This is a genomic window from Pseudomonas sp. RIT-PI-a (genome assembly GCF_001187875.1).
GTDB classification, from domain to species: Bacteria; Pseudomonadota; Gammaproteobacteria; order Pseudomonadales; family Pseudomonadaceae; genus Aquipseudomonas; species Aquipseudomonas coleopterorum.
Window position 1 is genome coordinate 66,671 of record NZ_LGIR01000014.1, and the last position, 21,637, is coordinate 88,307.

Annotated in this window: 18 protein-coding genes; 17 read left to right on the top strand and 1 reads right to left on the bottom strand. The window is 62.9% G+C overall.

What is annotated here, in order from left to right:
• The first annotated feature begins 225 nt into the window (after nucleotides 1-225).
• The 16 genes from mraZ to lpxC all read left to right on the top strand — a co-directional run bounded on the left by mraZ (nucleotide 226) and on the right by lpxC (nucleotide 18,003).
• On the top strand, nucleotides 226-681 hold the full coding sequence (mraZ, locus tag AC788_RS10630; RefSeq protein ID WP_049860613.1) for a division/cell wall cluster transcriptional repressor MraZ: 456 nt from the start codon (nucleotides 226-228) through the stop codon (nucleotides 679-681).
• Nucleotides 678-1,625, top strand: a complete 948-nt coding sequence (gene rsmH / locus AC788_RS10635) for a 16S rRNA (cytosine(1402)-N(4))-methyltransferase RsmH (RefSeq protein WP_049860614.1) — start codon at nucleotides 678-680, stop codon at nucleotides 1,623-1,625. The genes mraZ and rsmH overlap by 4 nt, the downstream gene beginning before the upstream one ends.
• Nucleotides 1,622-1,915: a cell division protein FtsL gene (gene ftsL, locus AC788_RS10640; RefSeq protein WP_049860615.1), complete on the top strand. Its 294-nt coding sequence runs from the start codon at nucleotides 1,622-1,624 to the stop codon at nucleotides 1,913-1,915. The genes rsmH and ftsL overlap by 4 nt, the downstream gene beginning before the upstream one ends.
• Nucleotides 1,915-3,660, top strand: coding sequence for a peptidoglycan D,D-transpeptidase FtsI family protein (locus AC788_RS10645; RefSeq protein ID WP_161804298.1), 1,746 nt, complete (start codon nucleotides 1,915-1,917; stop codon nucleotides 3,658-3,660). Before ftsL ends, AC788_RS10645 begins: the two co-directional genes overlap by 1 nt.
• Entirely contained in the window at nucleotides 3,660-5,123 is a 1,464-nt protein-coding gene (locus AC788_RS10650) for a UDP-N-acetylmuramoyl-L-alanyl-D-glutamate--2,6-diaminopimelate ligase (protein WP_049860617.1), read from the top strand. The genes AC788_RS10645 and AC788_RS10650 overlap by 1 nt, the downstream gene beginning before the upstream one ends.
• Nucleotides 5,116-6,483 carry a UDP-N-acetylmuramoyl-tripeptide--D-alanyl-D-alanine ligase gene (locus AC788_RS10655; RefSeq protein ID WP_049860618.1) on the top strand — a complete coding sequence of 456 codons (1,368 nt, stop codon included), beginning with the start codon at nucleotides 5,116-5,118 and terminating at the stop codon, nucleotides 6,481-6,483. Before AC788_RS10650 ends, AC788_RS10655 begins: the two co-directional genes overlap by 8 nt.
• Nucleotides 6,483-7,565, top strand: coding sequence for a phospho-N-acetylmuramoyl-pentapeptide-transferase (gene mraY, locus AC788_RS10660; protein ID WP_043186836.1), 1,083 nt, complete (start codon nucleotides 6,483-6,485; stop codon nucleotides 7,563-7,565). Before AC788_RS10655 ends, mraY begins: the two co-directional genes overlap by 1 nt.
• Nucleotides 7,566-7,570: 5 nt before the next feature.
• Nucleotides 7,571-8,917, top strand: coding sequence for a UDP-N-acetylmuramoyl-L-alanine--D-glutamate ligase (gene murD, locus AC788_RS10665; protein ID WP_049860619.1), 1,347 nt, complete (start codon nucleotides 7,571-7,573; stop codon nucleotides 8,915-8,917).
• Nucleotides 8,914-10,128: a putative lipid II flippase FtsW gene (gene ftsW / locus AC788_RS10670; protein WP_049860620.1), complete on the top strand. Its 1,215-nt coding sequence runs from the start codon at nucleotides 8,914-8,916 to the stop codon at nucleotides 10,126-10,128. The genes murD and ftsW overlap by 4 nt, the downstream gene beginning before the upstream one ends.
• Complete coding sequence (gene murG / locus AC788_RS10675) at nucleotides 10,118-11,194, top strand: undecaprenyldiphospho-muramoylpentapeptide beta-N-acetylglucosaminyltransferase (RefSeq protein WP_049860621.1); 1,077 nt, start codon at nucleotides 10,118-10,120, stop codon at nucleotides 11,192-11,194. Before ftsW ends, murG begins: the two co-directional genes overlap by 11 nt.
• On the top strand, nucleotides 11,187-12,632 hold the full coding sequence (murC, locus tag AC788_RS10680; RefSeq protein WP_049860622.1) for a UDP-N-acetylmuramate--L-alanine ligase: 1,446 nt from the start codon (nucleotides 11,187-11,189) through the stop codon (nucleotides 12,630-12,632). Before murG ends, murC begins: the two co-directional genes overlap by 8 nt.
• Nucleotides 12,629-13,588: a D-alanine--D-alanine ligase gene (locus tag AC788_RS10685; protein WP_049860623.1), complete on the top strand. Its 960-nt coding sequence runs from the start codon at nucleotides 12,629-12,631 to the stop codon at nucleotides 13,586-13,588. Before murC ends, AC788_RS10685 begins: the two co-directional genes overlap by 4 nt.
• A gap of 4 nt (nucleotides 13,589-13,592) precedes the next feature.
• The gene (locus tag AC788_RS10690) at nucleotides 13,593-14,462 is read left to right on the top strand and encodes a cell division protein FtsQ/DivIB (RefSeq protein ID WP_049860624.1); all 870 of its coding nucleotides are present in this window, start codon (nucleotides 13,593-13,595) and stop codon (nucleotides 14,460-14,462) included.
• Between the two features lie 14 nt (nucleotides 14,463-14,476).
• Nucleotides 14,477-15,733, top strand: coding sequence for a cell division protein FtsA (gene ftsA / locus AC788_RS10695; RefSeq protein ID WP_043186854.1), 1,257 nt, complete (start codon nucleotides 14,477-14,479; stop codon nucleotides 15,731-15,733).
• Nucleotides 15,734-15,785: 52 nt separating this feature from the next.
• Nucleotides 15,786-16,979, top strand: a complete 1,194-nt coding sequence (ftsZ, locus tag AC788_RS10700; RefSeq protein ID WP_049860625.1) for a cell division protein FtsZ — start codon at nucleotides 15,786-15,788, stop codon at nucleotides 16,977-16,979.
• Between the two features lie 112 nt (nucleotides 16,980-17,091).
• Nucleotides 17,092-18,003 carry a UDP-3-O-acyl-N-acetylglucosamine deacetylase gene (gene lpxC / locus AC788_RS10705; protein WP_049860626.1) on the top strand — a complete coding sequence of 304 codons (912 nt, stop codon included), beginning with the start codon at nucleotides 17,092-17,094 and terminating at the stop codon, nucleotides 18,001-18,003.
• A gap of 110 nt (nucleotides 18,004-18,113) precedes the next feature.
• Here lpxC and AC788_RS10710 read toward each other — a convergent pair whose 3' ends face one another.
• Complete coding sequence (locus tag AC788_RS10710; protein WP_049860627.1) at nucleotides 18,114-18,569, bottom strand: DUF721 domain-containing protein; 456 nt, start codon at nucleotides 18,567-18,569, stop codon at nucleotides 18,114-18,116.
• A 308-nt stretch (nucleotides 18,570-18,877) separates the two neighbouring features.
• On the opposite strand from AC788_RS10710, the gene secA reads away from it, so the two are divergent.
• Complete coding sequence (gene secA / locus AC788_RS10715; protein WP_049860628.1) at nucleotides 18,878-21,619, top strand: preprotein translocase subunit SecA; 2,742 nt, start codon at nucleotides 18,878-18,880, stop codon at nucleotides 21,617-21,619.
• Nucleotides 21,620-21,637 lie beyond the last annotated feature (18 nt).

Sequence of the window (21,637 nt, forward strand, 5' to 3'; positions counted from 1 at the left end):
TCAAGGCGCAGATGCTTGAACTCTAAAGGCTTTATCCCTCCCTTGTGTGTCTCAAATACCGCTTTCCCTTCCTTTTGCGTTCTAAATCTCCGATCTATAAGGCTTTTCCCTACAGACGCGCCTTGACGGTGTGGTAGGGGGGTTCCTATAGTGTGCGCGAGTGGCGGGAAGTGGCGAAAAGTGGGTTTTTCGAGCTTAAAAATCTGAGTTCAGGGGAAACGCGACGTGTTTCGTGGAGCTAATCCGATCAACCTCGATGCCAAGGGACGGCTCGCCATGCCGAGTCGGTATCGTGACGAGTTGGATTCCAAATGCTCCGGTCAGCTGATCATCACGGTCGATACCGTCGACCCTTGCCTGTGTGTCTATCCGCTGGATGAATGGGAACTCATCGAGGCCAAGCTGCGGGCCTTGCCATCGTTGGTGGAAAGCAATCGCCGTCTGCAACGCCTGCTCATCGGCAATGCCGTCGACCTCGAGCTCGATGGCAGTGGACGTTTTCTGGTGCCCCCGCGTCTTCGCGAGTACGCCCGGCTGGACAAGCACGCGATGCTGGTCGGCCAACTGAACAAGTTTCAATTGTGGGACGAGGGTGCGTGGAATGCCGTAAGTGCGGCAGACCTTGCAGCTATACAACAACCGGGCGCCATGCCCGAAGAATTGCGTGATTTGATCTTGTGACTATTGATAGCGGCTTCAATCACATCACCGTGCTGCTCGACGAAGCTGTCGAGGCTCTGGCCGTGCGCGACGATGGTTGCTATCTGGACGGCACTTTCGGCCGGGGTGGCCACAGCCGCCTGATCCTGCAGCACCTGGGGCCCGATGGCCGCCTGTTGGGGTTCGACAAGGACCCTCAAGCGATTGCCACCGGGCAAGCGCTGGCGGCCGAAGACGGCCGCTTTGTCATTGTACAGCGCAGCTTTGCCGAGCTCGGTGCCGAAGTGCGCGAGCGCGGCATGCATGGCAAGGTCAGTGGCATCCTGCTCGACCTGGGCGTTTCCTCGCCGCAACTCGACGATGCCGAGCGCGGCTTCAGTTTCCTTCACGACGGCCCGTTGGACATGCGCATGGACCCCTCGCGTGGCGTGAGTGCGGCGCAGTTCATCGCGACCGCCGCCGAGGAGGAAATCGCCCGCGTGTTCAAGGAATACGGCGAAGAGCGGTTCGCTCGTCGCATGGCCCGTGCGGTAGTGGAGCGCCGCGAAGTGCAGCCGTTCGAGCGCACCGCCGACCTGGCCGAAGTGCTCAAGGTCGCCAACCCGGCGTGGGAGAAGGGCAAGAACCCTGCAACTCGCGCGTTCCAGGGACTGCGTATCCACGTCAACAATGAGCTGGCCGACCTCGAGGCGGGCCTGGAGGCTGCCCTTGATGCTCTGGAAATCGGTGGTCGCCTGGTGGTGATCAGCTTCCATTCCCTGGAAGACCGCATCGTCAAACTGTTCATGCGCAAGCTCACCAAGGGCGAAGCCGACAACCTGCCGCGCAACCTGCCGGTGCGGTTCGAAGCCTTCGTGCCCAAGGTCAAGCTGCATGGCAAGGCGCAATTCGCTTCCGAAGCCGAGCTCAAGGCCAACCCGCGCTCGCGCAGTGCCGTCATGCGTGTCGCGGAGAAGCTGCGATGAGCAAGCTGCTCAACAAGCCGCTACCGGGCGGCAGTTTCCTCATGCTGCTGCTGTTCGTCGCCGTGCTGGTGTCGGCCATTGGCGTTTCCTACAGCGCGCACATCAATCGGCAGTTGCTCAACACGCTGTACGGCGAGCTGAGCGAGCGCGACAAGGCGCAGGCCGAATGGGGTCGCCTGATCCTGGAACAAAGCACCTGGACCGCACACAGCCGTATCGAATCCCTGGCCACCGAACAGTTGAAGATGCGCATCCCGGATGCCACTGAAATTCGCATGGTGTCGCCATGATGAAGCTCGACGGGGCACTGTTCCCGTGGCGGTTCCGCCTGATGGTCGGTCTGCTCCTGCTGCTGGTCGGCGGCATCGTTGCGCAGATCGTCTACCTGCAGGTGATCAACCGTGACTTCCTGATCGGTCAGGGCGACGCGCGCAGCATGCGGCACATCCCCATTCCCGCGCACCGCGGCCTGATCACCGACCGTAATGGCGAGCCTCTGGCCGTGAGTACGCCGGTGACCACCCTGTGGGCCAACCCCAAGGAAATGCAGCTGGCCAAGGACAAGTGGCCTGCGCTCGCACGCGCGCTCGGGCAAGACCCCAAGGCTCTGGCCGAGCGTCTGGAAGCTCAGGCGAGCAAGGAATTCATCTACCTGGTCCGCGGCCTGACCCCCGAACAAGGCGCGTCGGTACTCGACCTGAAAACCCCCGGTGTCTACGGCATCGAGGAATTCCGTCGTTTCTACCCGGCGGGCGACGTGACCGCGCACATGGTCGGCTTCACCGACCTCGACGATCACGGCCGTGAAGGCGTCGAGCTGGCCTATGACGAGTGGCTCGCCGGCGTACCCGGCAAGCGTCAGGTCATCAAGGACCGCCGTGGTCGGCTGATCAAGGACGTCCAGGTCACCAAGAACGCCAAGGCCGGCAAGACCTTGGCGTTGTCCATCGACCTGCGTCTGCAGTATCTGGCCAGCCGCGAGCTGCGCAACGCTATCACCGAGAACGAAGCCAAGGCCGGCAGCATGGTCATCATGGACGTGAAAACCGGTGAAGTGCTGGCCATGGTCAACCAGCCGACCTACAACCCCAACAACCGCCGCACCATGCTGCCGGCGGCCATGCGTAACCGTGCGATCATCGACGTCTTCGAGCCGGGCTCGACCATGAAGCCGATCTCCATGAGCGCGGCGTTGGAAACCGGTCGCTGGAAGCCCAGCGACAAGGTCGACGTGTACCCAGGCACGCTGCAGATCGGTCGCTACACCATCAAGGACGTGACCAAGACCGAAGGTCCGGTGCTTGACCTGACCGGGATTCTGATCAACTCCAGTAACGTGGGCATGAGCAAGGTGGCCTTCGACATTGGCGGCGAGAGCATCTATCGCGTCATGTCCGCGGTCGGCCTGGGTCAGTACACCGGCCTGGGCTTCCCAGGCGAGCGCGTCGGCAACCTGCCCAATCACCGTGAATGGCGCAAGGCCGAGACCGCCACGCTGTCCTACGGCTACGGCCTGTCGGTGACGGCGCTGCAATTGGTGCACGCCTATGCGGCCATCGCCAACAACGGCCGTATCGTGCCTCTGACCATTCTCAAGAGCGACCAGCCGCCGACCGCGGCGCAGGTGATTCCCGAGAAGGTCGCCAAGACCGTGCAGGGCATGCTCCAGCAAGTCATCGAAGACACCCGCGGCGTGTATCGCGCGCGGGTGCCTTCGTATCACGTGGCGGGCAAGTCGGGTACCGCGCGCAAGGCCACCATCGGCTCGCGCGGCTACACCGAGAATGCCTACCGCTCGCTGTTCGCAGGCTTCGGCCCGATGAGCGACCCACGCTACGCGATCGTTGTGGTCATCGACGAACCGAGCAAGGGCGGCTACTACGGTGGCCTGGTCAGCGCCCCGGTCTTCAGCAAGGTGATGTCCGGCACGCTGCGCCTGATGAACGTGCAACCTGACAACCTGCCGCCGCCGGTGCCGCAGCAGCAGGTCAACGCCGCACCGGCGACCCCATTGATAAAAGGAGGGCGCGGCTGATGACCATGCCCCTGAGCAAGCTTTTTTCCGAAGCCAGCCGCGATCCGATGATTCGCGAGCTGACCCTGGACAGCCGCAACGTGCGTCCGGGCGATCTGTTTCTGGCCGTACCAGGCAGCAAGGTCGATGGCCGAGCGCACATCGCCGATGCCCTCAAGCTGGGCGCCGCCGCCGTGGCCTATGAAGTGGAAGGCGCCACCGTACTGCCGCTCACCGACGTGCCCCTGATTCCGGTAAAGGGGCTGATCGCGCAGTTGTCGAGCATCGCCGGGCGTTTCTACGGCGAGCCGAGCCGCTCGGTGAATATGGTTGGCGTCACCGGTACCAATGGCAAGACCAGCATCACCCAGTTGGTGGCTCAGGCGCTCGACGCCCTGGGCGAGCACTGCGGCCTGATCGGTACTCTGGGCACCGGTTTCTACGGTGCCTTGCAGAGCGGCCGATTGACCACTCCCGACCCGATCGCCGTGCAGTCCACACTGTACGATCTTAAAAAGGGCGGCGCTCACGCCGTGGCCATGGAAGTGTCTTCGCACGCACTGGATCAGGGCCGCGTAGCCGCGCTGGATTTCGACATCGCCGTACTGAGCAACCTGTCCCGTGACCATCTGGATTACCACGGCAGCATGCAGGCCTACGCAGAAGCCAAGGCCCGACTGTTCGCCTGGCCGAGCCTGAAGTGCCGCGTGCTGAATCTGGACGATGCGTTCGGTCGCGAGTTGGCCGAGCAGGATCACGAGTCGCGGCTGATCACCTACAGCCTCAGCGACAGCAGCGCGACCCTGTACTGCCGCGACGCGCAATTCGATGACCACGGTGTGCGCGCCACGCTGGTGACCTCACACGGTGAATACAGCCTGCGCAGCAGCCTGCTCGGGCGCTTCAATCTGAGCAACGTACTGGCTGCAGTCGGTGCCCTGATGGGCATGGAATACCCGCTGGACGACGTGCTCAAGGTGATGCGCCAGGTGCAGGGACCGCAAGGCCGCATGCAGCGTCTGGGCGGCGGCGACAAGCCCCTGGTGGTGGTCGACTACGCGCACACGCCCGATGCCCTGGACCAGGTCCTGCAGGCCTTGCGGCCCCACGCCAAGGGCCAGTTGCTGTGTCTTTTCGGCTGTGGCGGCGACCGCGACAGTGGCAAGCGTCCGTTGATGGCCGAAGTTGCCGAGCGCCTGGCCGACCGCGTGCTGGTCACCGACGACAACCCTCGCAGCGAAGATCCACTGCGCATCTTCGACGACATTCGTGCCGGCTTTTCCAGTGCGGCCAACGCGACCTTCGTGGCGGGCCGGGCAGCCGCCATTGCTCAACTGATCGATTCGGCTTCGGTCGACGATGTCATCGTGTTGGCTGGCAAGGGCCATGAAGACTATCAGGAGATCAACGGCGAGCGTCATGCGTTCTCCGACCTGCAGCAGGCCGAGCAGGCTCTGGCTGCATGGGGGGCGGCCGATGCTTGACGCCATGACGCTCAGCCAACTGGCAGACACTCTGCACGGCCGTGTGCCGGGTGACGACGCGCGCTTCGACGGTGTCAGTATCGACAGTCGGGCCATCGCTGCAGGCGATCTGTTCGTCGCATTGGTCGGCCCTCGTTTCGATGGTCACGACTACCTCGACGACGTCGCCGCCAAGGGTGCGGTAGCCGCGCTGGTGCAGCGCGAAGTTCCAGGCTCCACACTGCCGCAGTTGGTCGTGGCCGACACTCGCCTGGCGCTGGGCCAGCTCGGCGCACTGAACCGCGCCGCGTTCACTCGCCCCGTGGCTGCCATCACCGGTTCGAGCGGCAAGACCACGGTCAAGGAAATGCTTGCCAGCATTCTGCGTACTCAAGGCCCGGTGCTGGCCACCCGTGGCAATCTGAACAATGACCTGGGCGCACCGCTGACCTTGCTCGAACTGGCGCCGCAGCACACTGCGGCAGTGATCGAGCTGGGTGCATCGCGGGTAGGCGAAATCGCTTACACCGTTGGTCTGACCCGTCCACACGTGGCGCTCATCACCAACGCCGGCACCGCCCATGTGGGCGAGTTCGGCGGTCCGGACAAGATCGTCGAGGCCAAGGGCGAGATCCTCGAAGGCCTGGGCGAGGGTGGCAAGGCCGTGCTCAACCTCGACGACAAGGCTTTCCCGATCTGGCAGGCACGCGCCGGTCAGCATGCCGTGCTGACGTTCTCGCTGGACAACGCCGTGGCGGATTTTCATTCCAGTGCCCGGCACAGTGATGCCCGTGGTTGCCCGTCCTTCACCCTGCACGGGCCGGAAGGCGAAGTGTTCGTCCAGCTCAATTTGCTCGGCACCCACAACGTGCTCAACGCCCTGGCGGCAGCGGCGGCTGCGCAGGCTCTGGGCGTGACGCTGGCCGGCATTCAGACGGGCTTGAATGCGGTGCAGCCGGTCAAGGGCCGCACGGTCGCGCAGCTCGCCCTCAACGGCGCGCGGGTCATCGACGACACCTACAACGCAAATCCCACCTCGATGTGCGCGGCAATCGATATACTCGCCGGCTTTTCCGGGCGCACCGTCCTGGTCCTCGGAGATATCGGCGAACTGGGCGCTTGGGCCGAAGCCGGCCATCGCCAGGTAGGTGAATATGCCGTCGGCAAGGTCGACGCGCTGTACGCGGTCGGTCCATTGATGCGCCACGCAGTGACCGCGTTCGGTGCTCAGGGGCAACACTTCGCCAATCAGGCAGACCTGATCGCGGCGCTGGCCGCCGAGCAGGGTTCCAATACCACTATTTTGATCAAGGGATCACGCAGCGCGGCGATGGAAAACATCGTGGTGGCGTTGTGCGGTTCTGGCGGGGAGAAACACTGATGTTGCTGCTGCTGGCAGAATTTCTGCAACAGTTCTATAAAGGCTTCGCGGTCTTTCAGTACCTGACCCTGCGCGGGATTCTGGGTGTGCTGACCGCGCTGTCGCTGGCTCTCTGGCTGGGCCCCTGGATGATTCGCACCCTGCAGATTCGTCAGATCGGCCAGGCGGTACGCAACGACGGTCCGCAATCGCACCTGTCCAAGTCAGGCACACCGACCATGGGCGGCGCGCTGATTCTCTCGGCCATCGCCATCAGCACGCTGCTGTGGGCTGACCTGTCCAACCGCTATGTCTGGGTCGTGCTCATCGTCACCCTGCTGTTCGGCGGCATCGGCTGGGTGGACGACTACCGCAAGGTGATCGAGAAGAACTCCCGCGGCCTGCCCAGCCGCTGGAAATATTTCTGGCAGTCGGTGTTTGGCCTGGGGGCTGCGGTGTTCCTGTTCATGACCGCCAACAGCCCGGTGGAAACCACCCTGATCATCCCGATGCTCAAGGACGCCAGTATTCCGCTGGGTGCCGGGTTCATCGTGCTGACCTACTTCGTCATCGTCGGCTCCAGCAACGCGGTCAACCTCACCGACGGCCTCGACGGCCTGGCGATCCTGCCGACGGTGATGGTCGGCGGCGCCCTGGGGATTTTCTGCTACCTGTCGGGCAACGTTAAATTCGCCGAATACCTGTTGATTCCCTATGTGCCAGGTGCAGGTGAGCTGATCGTCTTCTGCGGCGCCCTGATCGGCGCCGGCTTAGGCTTTCTGTGGTTCAACACCTACCCGGCCCAGGTGTTCATGGGTGACGTCGGCGCGCTGGCGCTGGGCGCAGCCCTGGGCACCATCGCGGTGATCGTGCGTCAGGAGATCGTCCTGTTCATCATGGGCGGCATCTTCGTCGTCGAGACGCTGTCGGTGGTGATCCAGGTCGCCTCGTTCAAGCTCACCGGTCGCCGTGTGTTCCGCATGGCGCCGATTCACCACCATTTCGAACTCAAGGGCTGGCCCGAACCGCGGGTCATCGTACGCTTCTGGATCATCACCGTGATTCTGGTGCTGATCGGCCTTGCCACCCTGAAGCTGAGGTAGAACGAGTGTCTCTGATCGCTTCTTCCCACTTCCGCATCGTTGTCGGCCTCGGCAAGAGCGGCATGTCCCTGGTGCGCTTCCTCGCGCGTCAGGGCGTGGCGTTTGCCGTGGCCGATACACGCGCAGCGCCGCCGGAACTGGCGACGCTGCGTCGCGACTATCCGCAGGTGGAAGTCCGTTGCGGTGAGCTGGACGTGGAATTCCTTTGCCGCGCCGATGAGCTCTATGTGAGCCCCGGTCTGGCACTGGCGACTCACGCCCTGCAGCAGGCAGCGGCGCGAGGCGTGCACCTGTCCGGCGATATCGACCTGTTTGCCCGTCATGCCAAGGCCCCGATCGTGGCGATCACCGGCTCCAACGCCAAAAGCACCGTGACCACGCTGGTGGGCGAAATGGCCGCTGCGGCCGGCAAGCGTGTGGCGGTGGGCGGCAACCTGGGACAGCCAGCGCTCGATCTGCTCGATGACGACGTCGAGCTGTACGTGCTGGAACTGTCGAGCTTTCAGCTGGAAACCACCCATCAGCTCAATGCCGAAGTGGCTACGGTGCTCAACGTCAGCGAAGACCACATGGATCGCTACAGCGGGCTGCCGGCCTATCACTTGGCCAAGCATCGGATTTTCCGCGGCGCCCGCAAGGTCGTGTTCAATCGTCAGGATGCCCTGAGCCGGCCGCTGATCGGCGAGGGCATGCCGTGCTGGACGTTCGGCTTGAACAAGCCGGACTTCAAGGCTTTCGGCCTGCGCGAGGAAGGCGGGCAGAAGTACCTGGCCTACGAGTTCGAGAACCTGATGCCGGTCAGCGAACTCAAGGTGCGTGGCGCGCACAACCAGGCCAATGCCCTGGCTGCGCTCGCCCTGGGACACGCGGTGGGTCTGCCGTTCGACGCCATGCTGGCCAGCCTGCGTGAATTCACCGGGCTCACGCACCGCTGCCAGTGGCTGCGCGAGCGCGATGGCGTGGCCTGGTACGACGATTCCAAGGCGACCAACGTCGGTGCTGCGATTGCCGCCATCGAAGGGTTGGGCGCCGACATCGAAGGCCAGCTTGTGCTGATCGCAGGCGGCGACGGCAAGGGCGCCGATTTCACCGCGCTCGGCCAGCCTATCCAGCGTCATTGCCGTGCTCTGGTACTGCTGGGTCGCGACGCCGGCCGTATTGCGGCCGTTGTCGGGCCAAGCGTTACCCAGGTCAACGTCGCCTCGATCGAGGAAGCGGTTCAGCGCTGCGCCGAACTGGCCCGGCCCGGCGATGCCGTGCTGCTCTCACCGGCCTGCGCGAGTCTGGACATGTTCAAGAATTATGAAGAGCGCGGGCGCCTGTTCGCCCATGCCGTAGAGGGCTTGTCATGATCTTCGGTGTCATCAAGCCATTTCCCTCGCCGCTGATCAGCGGCCGCGGGATCGATATCGACTTCGCCATGCTGGCCGGTTGCCTGGCGCTGCTGGGCCTCGGTCTGGTCATGATCACCTCGGCTTCTTCGGAAGTGGCGGCGGTCAACTCGGGCAACTCGTTGTCGATGATGATTCGCCACCTTGTGTACTTGGTGATCGGTATCGGCACCTGCATCGTCACCATGATGGTGCCCATTGCCACCTGGCAGCGCATAGGCGGCACGCTGCTGATCGCGGCATTCGGCTTGCTCGTGATGGTGCTGCTGCCCGGCATCGGTCGCGAAGTGAACGGGTCCATGCGCTGGATCGGCTTCGGCATGTTCAACGTCCAGCCTTCGGAAATTGCCAAGGTGTTCGTGGTGATCTTCCTGGCAGGCTATCTGGTGCGTCGTCAGCAGGAAGTGCGCGACAGCTGGATGGGCTTCTTCAAGCCGTTCTTCGTGTTGCTGCCGATGGCTGGACTGCTGCTGATGGAGCCTGACTTCGGCGCCACGGTGGTGATGATGGGTGCCGCAGCCGCAATGCTGTTCCTGGGTGGTGTGGGCCTTTTCCGTTTCGCCCTGATGGTGGCCTTGGCGGTGGGTGCGGTGTTCGTGCTGGTTCAGGCCCAACCGTACCGCATGGCACGTCTGATCACCTTCACCGACCCGTGGAGCGACCAGTTCGGCTCCGGTTATCAATTGACCCAGGCGCTGATCGCCTTCGGTCGTGGCCAGTGGTTCGGCGTTGGGCTGGGCAACAGCGTGCAGAAGCAGTTCTACCTGCCCGAAGCCCACACCGACTTCGTGTTCTCGGTGCTCGCCGAAGAGCTGGGCGTGGTGGGTTCGCTGTGCACCGTGGCGCTGTTCGTGTTCGTCTGTATCCGCGGTATGTACATCGGTTTCTGGGCCGAGCGGGCCAAGCAGTACTTTGCCGCCTACGTGGCCTATGGCCTGTCGTTCCTGTGGATCGGCCAGTTCCTGATCAACATCGGCGTGAACGTCGGCCTGCTGCCGACCAAGGGTCTGACCCTGCCGTTTCTCAGCTACGGCGGCAGCTCGCTGGTCATCTGCTGCGCCTGTCTGGGGCTGTTGCTGCGCATCGAGTGGGAAAGCCGCTCGCACCTGGGTAGCGAAGAGGTGGAATTCAGCGAGAGCGATTTCGCCGAGGAGACGCCCCATGGCCGGTAAAGGCAATGTGCTGATCATGGCTGGCGGCACCGGCGGACACGTGTTCCCGGCCCTGGCCTGTGCGCGCGAGTTCCAGGCGCGCGGTTTCAGCGTGCACTGGCTGGGTACGCCGCGCGGTATCGAGAACGAGCTGGTGCCGGCCAACGGCCTGCCGTTGCATCTGATCGATGTCAGCGGTGTGCGTGGCAAGAGCCGACTGGCCCTGCTCAAGGCGCCGTTCGCCATCTGCAAGGCCGTGGTTCAGGCGCGCCGCATCATTGCCCAACTGCGACCGGTGTGCGTGGTCGGCTTCGGTGGTTACCTGACCGGCCCTGGCGGCGTGGCCGCGCGGCTGGCCGGTGTACCGGTGATCGTCCATGAGCAGAATGCCGTGGCCGGTACCGCCAATCGCCTGTTGGTGCCTTTCGCCAGCCGAGTCTGCGAAGCTTTCCCCGACACCTTCGCCGCTTCGGCCAAGCGCCGGACCACCGGAAATCCGGTGCGCAGCGAGTTGTTCATGGAAACCCCGCGCCAGGCCCTGATCGGGCGCCAGCCACGGCTGCTGGTCCTGGGCGGCAGCCTGGGCGCCGAGCCGTTGAACAAGCTGTTGCCCGAAGCCCTGGCGCAGGTTCCTGCACAGTACCGGCCGGAGGTGTTTCACCAGGCTGGCAAGAAGCACGATGAAATCACCGCCGAGCGCTATCGCACCGCCGGTGTCGAGGCGCAGGTTGCCCCGTTCATCAAGGACATGGCCCAAGCCTACGGCTGGGCCGACCTGGTGGTCTGCCGCGCGGGCGCGTTGACCATCAGCGAGCTGGCCGCCGCCGGCCTGCCGTCGCTGTTGGTGCCTTTGCCCCACGCGATCGACGACCACCAGACACGCAATGCCGATTATCTGGCCCGCGAAGGCGCTGCCTTCCTCATGCCACAAGCGACAACCGGCGCGGCGCAACTCGCCGAGCGCCTGAAAGAGGTTTTGATGCAACCTGAAAAACTCCTGAGCATGGCGAGCACTGCCCGCCGCCTGGCCAAACCCGATGCCACGCGCAATGTGGTCGACGTCTGCCTGGAGGTGGCCCATGGTTGAGAACCAGAAAGCCATTCCGCAACCGGAAATGCGCCGCATCCGTCGTATCCATTTCGTCGGCATCGGCGGCGTTGGCATGTGCGGCATCGCCGAGGTACTGCTGAACCTGGGCTACGACGTCTCGGGTTCCGACCTCAAGGCTTCACCGGTGACCGAGCGACTGACGTCGTTCGGCGCGCAGATCTTCATCGGCCACCGTGCCGAAAACGCCGCCAGCGCCGACGTGCTGGTGGTCTCCAGTGCCGTCAACACCAGCAACCCGGAAGTCGCCACTGCACTGGAGCGCCGGATTCCAGTGGTGCCGCGCGCCGAGATGCTCGCCGAGCTGATGCGCTATCGGCACGGCATCGCCGTGGCCGGGACCCATGGCAAGACCACCACCACCAGCCTGATCGCCTCGGTGTTCGCGGCCGGTGGCCTAGACCCCACGTTCGTCATCGGCGGTCGTCTGAATGCGGCTGGCACCAATGCCCAGCTGGGCACCAGTCGCTATCTGATCGCCGAAGCCGACGAGTCCGATGCCAGCTTCCTGCACCTGCAGCCGCTGGTGGCCGTGGTCACCAACATCGACGCCGATCACATGGCGACCTACGGCGGCGACTTCAACGTATTGAAGAAGACCTTCGTCGAGTTCCTGCACAACCTGCCGTTCTACGGCCTGGCTGTGGTCTGCCTGGATGACCCGGTGGTGCGCGAGATCCTCCCGCAGATCGCCCGTCCGACCCTGACCTACGGCATCAGCGAAGAAGCCGACGTGCGCGCCATCAACGTGCGCCAGCAAGGCATGCTGACCCACTTCACGGTGCTGCGCCGCGACCGCGAGCCGCTCAACGTGTCGGTCAACATGCCAGGCAACCACAACGTGCTCAATGCCCTGGCAACGATCGCCATCGCCACCGACGAAGGCATCAGTGACAGCGCCATCGTTCAGGGCCTGTCCGGATTCCAGGGCGTCGGCCGGCGCTTCCAGGTGTACGGCGAACTGCCGGTCGAAGGCGGCAGCGTGATGCTGGTCGACGACTACGGCCATCACCCCCGCGAAGTGGCGGCCGTGATCGCCGCGGTGCGCGGCGGCTGGCCCGATAAACGTCTGGTGATGGTATATCAGCCCCACCGCTTCAGCCGCACGCGCGACTTGTACGACGATTTCGTACAAGTGCTCGCCGACGCCAATGTGTTGCTGCTGATGGAGGTCTACCCGGCAGGCGAAGAGCCGATCCCGGGCGCCGACAGCCGTCAGTTGTGCCATAGCATCCGCCAGCGCGGCCAGTTGGACCCCATCTATATCGAACGCGGCGTCGAGCTGGCGCCACTGGTCAAGCCGTTGCTGCGCGCCGGTGACATCCTGCTCTGCCAAGGTGCCGGCGACATCGGCGGCCTTGCCCCGCAGTTGCTCAAAAGCCCGCTGTTCGCGCAGGCCTCGGAGAAATCGCAATGAACATTCTGGATCTCAACACCCTGCGTTCGCAGATCATGCCCAGTGACTTCGGTCGCGTGGCCGTGCTCTACGGCGGCAAGAGCGCCGAGCGCGAGGTGTCGCTGAAATCGGGCGCCGCGTGCCTGGAGGCCTTGCAGAGCGCTGGCGTGGACGCGTTCGGTATCGACGTTGGCGATGACCTGCTGGCACGTCTGCAAGCGCAGAAGATCGACCATGCCTTCATCATCCTGCACGGCCGCGGCGGCGAAGACGGCAGCATGCAGGGCCTGCTCGAGTGCCTGGACATTCCCTACACCGGCAGCGGCATCCTCGCCAGCGCCCTGGCGATGGACAAACTGCGCACCAAGCAGGTGTGGCAGAGCCTCGGCTTGCCGACCCCGGCGCATGCCGTGCTGGCGAGCGAACAGGATTGTATTTTCGCGGCCGGGGAACTGGGCTTCCCTTTGATCGTCAAACCCGCCCATGAAGGTTCAAGCATCGGGATGGCCAAGGTGAACAGCGTCGACGAACTGGTCGACGCCTGGAAAGCCGCCAGCACCTACGACTCACAAGTGCTGGTCGAACAATGGGTCCAGGGCCCTGAGTTCACTGTCGCGACGCTGCGTGGCCAGATGCTGCCTGCCATCGCGCTGGGCACACCCCACACGTTCTACGACTACGACGCCAAATACGTCGCCAACGATACCCAGTACCGCGTTCCCTGTGGCCTTGCGCCCGCCAAGGAGCAGGAACTCATCGACCTCTGCGCGCGCGCCTGCGATGCCATCGGCATTCAGGGCTGGGGGCGCGTGGACGTGATGCAGGACCAGCAGGGCCGTTTCTGGCTGCTGGAAGTCAACACCGCTCCAGGCATGACCGATCACAGCCTGGTGCCCATGGCGGCGAAAGCGGCTGGCCTGGATTTCCAGCAGTTGGTGCTGGCGATTCTTGCCGCCAGTTGCAAGGCGCGAGGGTAAGACCATGCACGGCCCAATGATTCGCCATCAGTCTCCTGCCATCGGTCGCAACAAGCCGGTGCCGCGAGGTGCAAGCCGCATGGTGGCCAAGGAGCCACTGTCGGTGCGTTTGCCCAAGGCCAACTTCAGCATCTTCAAGAAGCTGATGTGGCCGGTGCTGCTGGTGGGTCTGGGTTTTGGCACCTATGAAGGCGCCCAGTACCTGATGCCCTACGCCGACCGCCCGATCACCAAGGTATCGGTGCAGGGCGACCTGGCCTACATCAACCAGCAGTCGGTGCAGGAGCGTATCCAGCCTTATGTCGGCAGCACGTTCTTCAGCATCGACCTGACCCGCATGCGCACCGAGCTGGAGACCATGCCCTGGATCGCCCACGCCGAAGTGCGCCGTGTATGGCCCGACCAGGTGGTGATTCGCCTGGAAGAGCAACTGCCGGTCGCGCGCTGGGGCAACGAGTCACTGCTCAACAACCAGGGCCAGGCGTTCGCGCCTCGCGAACTGGGCAACTACGAACACTTGCCGCAGTTGTTCGGCCCGGCACGGGCCCAACAGCAGGTGATGCAGCAATACCAGGTGCTGAGTCAGATGTTGCGTCCGCTGGGCTATTCGGTAGCCCGGCTGGAACTGACCGAACGCGGCAGCTGGTTTCTCACCACAGGCGCAGGAAGCGCCGGCCCAGGCATCGAGCTGTTGCTGGGACGTGACCACTTGATGGAAAAAATGCGCCGCTTTATCGCCATTTACGACAAGACACTCAAAGACCAGATCACGAATATCGCGCGTATCGACCTGCGCTATGCCAACGGCCTGGCCGTGGGCTGGCGTGAAACGAGCGCCCCGACGGCGGACAAGCCCGCCGTCGCGAAGAATTGACAAGAGGCAGGACCATGGCAAACGTGCAAAGCGGCAAAATGATCGTCGGGCTGGACATCGGTACCTCCAAGGTGGTGGCGCTGGTGGGCGAAGTCGCGGCCGACGGTACGCTGGACATCGTGGGGATCGGCACCCATCCTTCGCGCGGCCTGAAGAAGGGCGTGGTGGTGAACATCGAGTCGACCGTGGCGTCGATCCAGCGTGCGGTCGAAGAAGCCCAACTGATGGCCGGTTGCCGCATTCACTCGGCGTTCGTCGGCGTTGCCGGTAACCACATTCGCAGCCTGAACTCTCACGGGATCGTGGCCATTCGCGACCGTGAGGTCAGCACGGCCGACCTGGAACGCGTTCTGGACGCGGCCCAGGCCGTGGCGATCCCGGCCGACCAGCGCGTGCTGCACACCCTGCCGCAGGATTACGTGATCGACAACCAGGAAGGCGTGCGCGAGCCCCTGGGCATGTCCGGTGTGCGTCTGGAAGCCAAGGTTCACGTGGTGACCTGCGCCGTCAACGCGGCTCAGAACATCGAGAAGTGCGTTCGCCGCTGCGGTCTGGAAATCGACGACATCATCCTCGAGCAGTTGGCTTCGGCCTACTCGGTGCTGACCGATGACGAGAAAGAGCTGGGCGTGTGCCTGGTCGACATCGGCGGCGGCACTACGGATATCGCCATCTTCACCGAAGGCGCCATCCGTCACACCGCAGTCATCCCCATTGCGGGCGATCAGGTCACCAACGACATCGCCATGGCCCTGCGGACCCCCACGCAGTACGCCGAAGAGATCAAGATCCGTTACGCCTGCGCCCTGGCCAAGCTGGCCGGTGCCGGCGAAACCATCAAGGTGCCCAGTGTCGGTGACCGTCCGCCGCGCGAGCTGTCGCGCCAGGCGCTGGCCGAAGTCGTCGAGCCACGCTACGACGAACTGTTCACCCTGATCCAGGCCGAGCTGCGTCGCAGCGGCTACGAAGACCTCATCCCGGCCGGCATCGTGCTGACCGGTGGTACGGCAAAAATGGAAGGCGCGGTCGAGCTGGCCGAAGAAATCTTCCACATGCCGGTGCGCCTGGGCGTGCCGCATAGCGTACGGGGGCTGAGTGACGTCATCAGCAACCCGATCTATTCCACCGGCGTGGGCCTGCTGATGTACGGCCTGCAGAAGCAGTCCGATGGCTTGAACCTGTCAGGTATCAGCAACAGCAGCAGTTATAGCGATGACACCAAGGCTCCGGTGCTGGAACGGCTGAAGCGTTGGGTGCAAGGCAATTTCTGATTCAAAACGGCAGTAGCGGTAGGCGCACACAAATAGAGAAAGGAGAGGGCACATGTTCGAACTCGTAGACAACATCCCGCAAAGCCCGGTAATCAAAGTTATCGGTGTCGGCGGTGGCGGCGGCAACGCCGTCAACCACATGGTCAAGAGCAACATCGAAGGCGTTGAATTCATCTGCGCCAACACCGATGCTCAGGCACTCAAGAACATCGGCGCACGCACGATCCTGCAACTGGGTACCGGCGTCACCAAGGGCCTGGGCGCTGGCGCCAACCCCGAAGTCGGCCGTCAGGCCGCGATGGAAGACCGCGAGCGCATCGCCGAAGTGCTGCAAGGCACCAACATGGTCTTCATCACCACCGGCATGGGTGGCGGTACCGGTACCGGTGCTGCACCGATCATCGCCGAAGTGGCCAAGGAAATGGGCATCCTGACCGTTGCGGTCGTGACCCGTCCGTTCCCGTTCGAAGGCCGCAAACGCATGCAGATCGCCGATGAAGGCATCCGTATGCTGTCCGAAAGCGTCGACTCGTTGATCACCATTCCCAACGAGAAGCTGCTGACCATCCTGGGCAAGGACGCCAGCCTGCTGTCGGCGTTCGCCAAGGCTGACGACGTGCTGGCCGGTGCCGTTCGCGGTATCTCCGACATCATCAAGCGTCCGGGCATGATCAACGTCGACTTCGCCGACGTGCGTACCGTGATGAGCGAAATGGGCATGGCGATGATGGGTACCGGCTGCGCCAGCGGTCCGAACCGCGCTCGCGAGGCCACCGAGGCGGCCATTCGCAACCCGCTGCTCGAAGACGTCAACCTGCAGGGCGCTCGCGGCATCCTGGTCAACATCACCGCAGGTCCCGACCTGTCGCTGGGTGAATACTCCGACGTGGGTAGCATCATCGAAGCGTTCGCCTCCGACCACGCGATGGTCAAAGTCGGTACCGTGATCGATCCGGACATGCGCGATGAACTGCACGTTACCGTCGTGGCCACCGGCCTGGGCGCGAAGATCGAGAAGCCTGTGAAGGTCATCGACAACACCATGCAGACTGCAGCCCAGACGCCTCCACCTTCGCAGCAGCCTGCTCGTCAGGACGCTCCATCGGTGAACTATCGCGACCTGGACCGCCCGACCGTGATGCGCAACCAGGCTCACGCCGGCGCTGCCGCTGCCGCCAAGCTGAACCCACAGGATGACCTGGATTATCTGGACATCCCGGCCTTCCTGCGTCGTCAGGCCGATTGATGCAATTTATCAGGGGTATTAGGGTGATTGGTGTTCAGCAAAGGTTCGGTCTGCTATCATCGCCAGCCTTTGTTGATACCAGTTCGCAATTTGCGCTGAAGCGGCCAATGCCATGATTAAACAACGCACCCTGAAGAATATTATCCGTGCCACAGGCGTCGGCTTGCACTCCGGTGAGAAGGTCTACCTGACCTTGAAGCCCGCGCCCGTGGATACCGGCATCGTGTTCTGCCGTGTCGACCTCGATCCGGTCGTGCAGATCCCTGCGCGTGCCCACAATGTCGGCGCCACCACGATGTCCACCACTTTGGTCAATGGCGATGTCAAGGTCGATACCGTAGAGCATCTACTGTCGGCCATGGCGGGCCTGGGAATCGATAACGCCTACGTCGAGCTCTCCGCGTCCGAAGTGCCGATCATGGATGGCAGTGCCGGACCCTTCGTATTCCTGATTCAATCGGCTGGCCTGGAAGAACAGGACGCGCCGAAGAAATTCATCCGGATCCTGCGCGAAGTGACAGTGACGGAGGGCGACAAGCGCGCCACCTTCCTGCCTTTCGAAGGGTTCAAGGTGAGCTTCGAAATAGATTTCGATCATCCTGTCTTCAAGGATCGCACTCAGACCGCCAGCGTCGACTTTTCCAGCACGTCCTTCGTGAAGGAAGTCAGTCGGGCGCGCACGTTCGGTTTCATGAGCGACCTTGAATACCTGCGCAAGCACAATCGTGCACTGGGCGGCAGCGTTGAAAACGCTATCGTGGTGGACGAGGCAGGCGTCATGAATGAGGACGGTCTTCGCTACGAAGACGAATTCGTCAAACACAAGATTCTCGATGCAATCGGCGATCTCTATCAGCTGGGTAACAGCCTGATTGGCGAATTCCGTGGCTACAAGTCGGGCCACGCACTGAACAACCAGCTTCTTCGTCGTCTGCTCGAGCAGGATGACGCCTGGGAAGTGGTTACGTTCGAAGATGCCAGCACGGTACCGATCTCTTACATGCGGCCAGCTGCGTTGGGTTGATACAACCTCTCTTTTCTGGTTTCACATTTATAGGCCACCCATTGGGTGGCTTTTTTTTGGGTGTTGTTTTTTGGGGCGGGGCGGGGGGACGGTTGGGGCGTGGCAAGCGCTTAGCGTGGCCGCTTGGCGTGAGCTGCCAGACGTTCCAGCGCCGCGCGCAGATTGGGATCGCTGATGCCCTCGGCGGTCGCCTGGATGTTCTCGCCCGCGCTGATCGACAGGTCGATGCTGCGCGCGCCGGCCTTGCTCTGCACGGTGGGCGGCTGCACCTTGAACAGGATGCGCGTCAGGCTGCTGAATTCCTCCAGCGCCTGCAGATCGCGTTGCAGGCGCTTCTGCTGGTAGCGCAGGCGCGTGGCCCAGTGGCCGTCGGTGACGATCAGCAACAGGCTGCCCTCGCGCCACGAGGCGACGTAGCAATGCTCGCGCGCCGCCGGCTGCAGTTGGCTCTCGAACAGGCGCTGCAGATGCGACAGGCGCTGGGCCTGGCTGAACAGGGCCTTGAGCGGTTTGGCTTCGCGCAGCAGGACTGCCGGTGCCCGAGCGGGCAGGGGGCGAAAGACCATGGGGATACACCTGAAGTTACAGAGTCGGCATCTTAACAGAATCCCTCGCTCACACCGTTTCACATGGACGACACAGGCCAGCTCTCGGCGTTTGAATGGATGACATCTGCACCTTGCGGGTTGAAGTTGGCGAAAAAGCCCTTATTGTAAAGCCGCCCCATTACAACGCTGTGCCAGCATCGTGGACATCGCGCCACTTTCCTCTCCATCGTTTCCGGGTAGAATGCTCGTTCGCATGCGGCCATGAGGGCTGCACGGGCGACTCACGGGGCCGCCCTCCATCCCTATGTGTGGAAGATCCTGCCAATATGTTTGCGCCTTTGTTAAAGAAACTTTTTGGAAGCAAGAACGAGCGTGAAGTACGACGCATGCTCAAGACGGTACAAGCCGTCAATGCCTTCGAAGAGCAGATGGTGGCCCTTTCGGACGAGCAGCTGCGCGCCAAGACCGCAGAGTTCAAGGCCCGCCTGGCAAAAGGCGAGACCCTCGACCAGCTGCTGCCCGAAGCCTTCGCCGTCTGCCGCGAAGCCGGCAAGCGCGTCATGGGTATGCGGCACTTCGATGTCCAGCTGATCGGTGGTATCACCCTGCACGAAGGCATGATCGCCGAAATGCGCACCGGTGAAGGCAAGACCCTGGTAGCGACCCTGGGCGTGTACCTCAACGCACTGTCCGGCAAGGGCGTGCACGTGGTCACGGTCAACGACTACCTGGCGCGTCGCGATGCCAACTGGATGCGTCCGCTGTACGAATACCTGGGCCTTACCGTCGGCGTGGTCACGCCGTTCGCGCCGCCGGAAGAGAAGCGTCTGGCCTATGCCGCCGACATCACCTACGGCACCAACAACGAATTCGGTTTCGACTACCTGCGCGACAACATGGCGTTCAGCATGGAAGAGAAATTCCAGCGCGAGCTGAATTTCGCCGTGATCGACGAAGTCGACTCCATCCTGATCGACGAAGCCCGTACGCCGCTGATCATCTCCGGCCAGGCCGAAGACAGCTCCAAGCTGTACACCGAGATCAACCGCTTGATCCCGCAACTCGAGCAGCACATCGAGGAAGTCGAGGGCCAGGTCACCAAGGAAGGTCACTACAGCATCGACGAGAAGACTCGTCAGGTCGAACTCAACGAAGCCGGTCACCAGTACATCGAGGAAATGCTCACCCGCGCCGGCCTGCTGGCCGAGGGCGAAAGCCTCTACTCGGCACACAACCTGGGCCTGCTGACCCATGTGTACGCCGGCCTGCGCGCGCACAAGCTGTTCAACCGCAACGTCGAGTACATCGTCCAGGACGGGCAGATCCTGCTGGTCGACGAGCACACCGGTCGTACCATGCCGGGCCGTCGCCTGTCCGAAGGCCTGCATCAGGCTATCGAGGCCAAGGAAAACCTGAACATCCAGGCCGAGAGCCAGACCCTCGCCTCGACCACGTTCCAGAACTACTTCCGCCTGTACAACAAGCTCTCGGGCATGACCGGTACGGCCGACACCGAAGCGTTCGAGTTCGCCCAGATCTACCAGCTCAACGTGATGGTGATCCCGCCGAACAAGCCGCTGGCGCGCAAGGACTTCAACGACCTGGTCTATCTGACTGCGGACGAGAAGTACGCCGCCATCGTTACCGACATCAAGGAAAGCATGGCCCAGGGCCGTCCGGTGCTGGTCGGTACTGCAACCATCGAAACCTCCGAGCACATGTCGCGCCTGCTCAACCAGGAAGGCATCGAGCACAAGGTGCTCAACGCCAAGTTCCACGAGAAGGAAGCGGAGATCATCGCCCAGGCGGGTCGCCCCGGCGCGCTGACCATCGCCACCAACATGGCCGGTCGCGGTACCGACATCCTGCTGGGCGGCAACTGGGAAGTCGAAGTCGCTTCCCTGGAAAACCCGAGCGAAGAGCAGATCGCACAGATCAAGGCCGACTGGCAGAAGCGTCATCAGCAGGTGCTCGAATCCGGTGGTCTGCACGTGATCGCTTCCGAGCGTCACGAGTCGCGCCGTATCGACAATCAACTGCGTGGCCGTGCCGGTCGTCAGGGTGACGCCGGTTCCAGCCGCTTCTACCTGTCGCTGGAAGACAGCCTGATGCGCATCTTTGCCTCCGACCGGGTGAAGAACTTCATGAAGGCGCTGGGCATGCAGTCTGGCGAAGCCATCGAGCATCGCATGGTCACCAATGCGATCGAAAAGGCCCAGCGCAAGGTCGAAGGCCGCAACTTCGACATCCGCAAGCAATTGCTGGAGTTCGACGACGTCGCCAACGAGCAGCGCAAGGTCATCTACCACATGCGCAACAGCCTGCTGGCGTCCGACAACGTCGGTGACACCATTGCCGACTTCCGTCAGGAAGTCCTTGGTCAGCTGTTCTCCCAGCACATTCCGCCACAGTCGCTGCCCGAGCAGTGGGATGTTCCAGGCCTGGAAGCGGCCTTGCAGACCGATTTCGGCGTGAGCCTGCCGATCCAGCAGTGGCTGGATGCGGACGACAAGCTGTACGAAGAGACCCTGCGCGAGAAGGTCATGGTCGAGCTGCTGGCGGCCTACACCGAGAAGGAAGATCAGGCCAGCGCCGATGCCCTGCGCACCTTCGAGAAGCAGATCCTGCTGCGCGTTCTCGACGACCTGTGGAAAGATCACCTGTCGACCATGGACCACCTGCGTCACGGTATTCACCTGCGCGGCTACGCCCAGAAGAACCCGAAGCAGGAGTACAAGCGCGAGTCGTTCAGCCTGTTCCAGGAGCTGCTCGATTCGATCAAGCGCGACACCATCCGTGTGCTGTCGCATGTGCAGGTGCGCCGCGAAGATCCGGTCGAGGAAGAAGCGCGTCTGCGTCGCGATGCCGAGGAATTGGCGGCGCGCATGCAGTTCGAACACGCTCCGGCGCCTGGCCTGGATCAGCCCGAAGTGTTGGCCGAAGACGCCGAAGTCGTTGCCGCCACCGTGTCGGAGCCAGTGCGCAATGACCAGAAGCTGGGCCGTAACGAGTTGTGCTGGTGCGGTTCGGGCAAGAAATTCAAGCATTGCCACGGCAAGATCGACTGATCGCGCTCCGACAGGCTT

Excerpts from the sequence above, each read along its gene's own strand:
- ftsL (WP_049860615.1), top strand. The coding sequence starts at position 1,622 with ATGAGCAAGCTGCTCAACAAGCCGCTACCGGGCGGCAGTTTCCTCATG.
- AC788_RS10645 (WP_161804298.1), top strand. The coding sequence starts at position 1,915 with ATGAAGCTCGACGGGGCACTGTTCCCGTGGCGGTTCCGCCTGATGGTC.
- AC788_RS10650 (WP_049860617.1), top strand. The coding sequence starts at position 3,660 with ATGACCATGCCCCTGAGCAAGCTTTTTTCCGAAGCCAGCCGCGATCCG.
- AC788_RS10655 (WP_049860618.1), top strand. The coding sequence starts at position 5,116 with ATGCTTGACGCCATGACGCTCAGCCAACTGGCAGACACTCTGCACGGC.
- mraY (WP_043186836.1), top strand. The coding sequence starts at position 6,483 with ATGTTGCTGCTGCTGGCAGAATTTCTGCAACAGTTCTATAAAGGCTTC.
- ftsW (WP_049860620.1), top strand. The coding sequence starts at position 8,914 with ATGATCTTCGGTGTCATCAAGCCATTTCCCTCGCCGCTGATCAGCGGC.
- murG (WP_049860621.1), top strand. The coding sequence starts at position 10,118 with ATGGCCGGTAAAGGCAATGTGCTGATCATGGCTGGCGGCACCGGCGGA.
- murC (WP_049860622.1), top strand. The coding sequence starts at position 11,187 with ATGGTTGAGAACCAGAAAGCCATTCCGCAACCGGAAATGCGCCGCATC.
- AC788_RS10685 (WP_049860623.1), top strand. The coding sequence starts at position 12,629 with ATGAACATTCTGGATCTCAACACCCTGCGTTCGCAGATCATGCCCAGT.
- AC788_RS10690 (WP_049860624.1), top strand. The coding sequence starts at position 13,593 with ATGCACGGCCCAATGATTCGCCATCAGTCTCCTGCCATCGGTCGCAAC.
- ftsA (WP_043186854.1), top strand. The coding sequence starts at position 14,477 with ATGGCAAACGTGCAAAGCGGCAAAATGATCGTCGGGCTGGACATCGGT.
- ftsZ (WP_049860625.1), top strand. The coding sequence starts at position 15,786 with ATGTTCGAACTCGTAGACAACATCCCGCAAAGCCCGGTAATCAAAGTT.
- lpxC (WP_049860626.1), top strand. The coding sequence starts at position 17,092 with ATGATTAAACAACGCACCCTGAAGAATATTATCCGTGCCACAGGCGTC.
- AC788_RS10710 (WP_049860627.1), bottom strand. The coding sequence starts at position 18,569 with ATGGTCTTTCGCCCCCTGCCCGCTCGGGCACCGGCAGTCCTGCTGCGC.
- secA (WP_049860628.1), top strand. The coding sequence starts at position 18,878 with ATGTTTGCGCCTTTGTTAAAGAAACTTTTTGGAAGCAAGAACGAGCGT.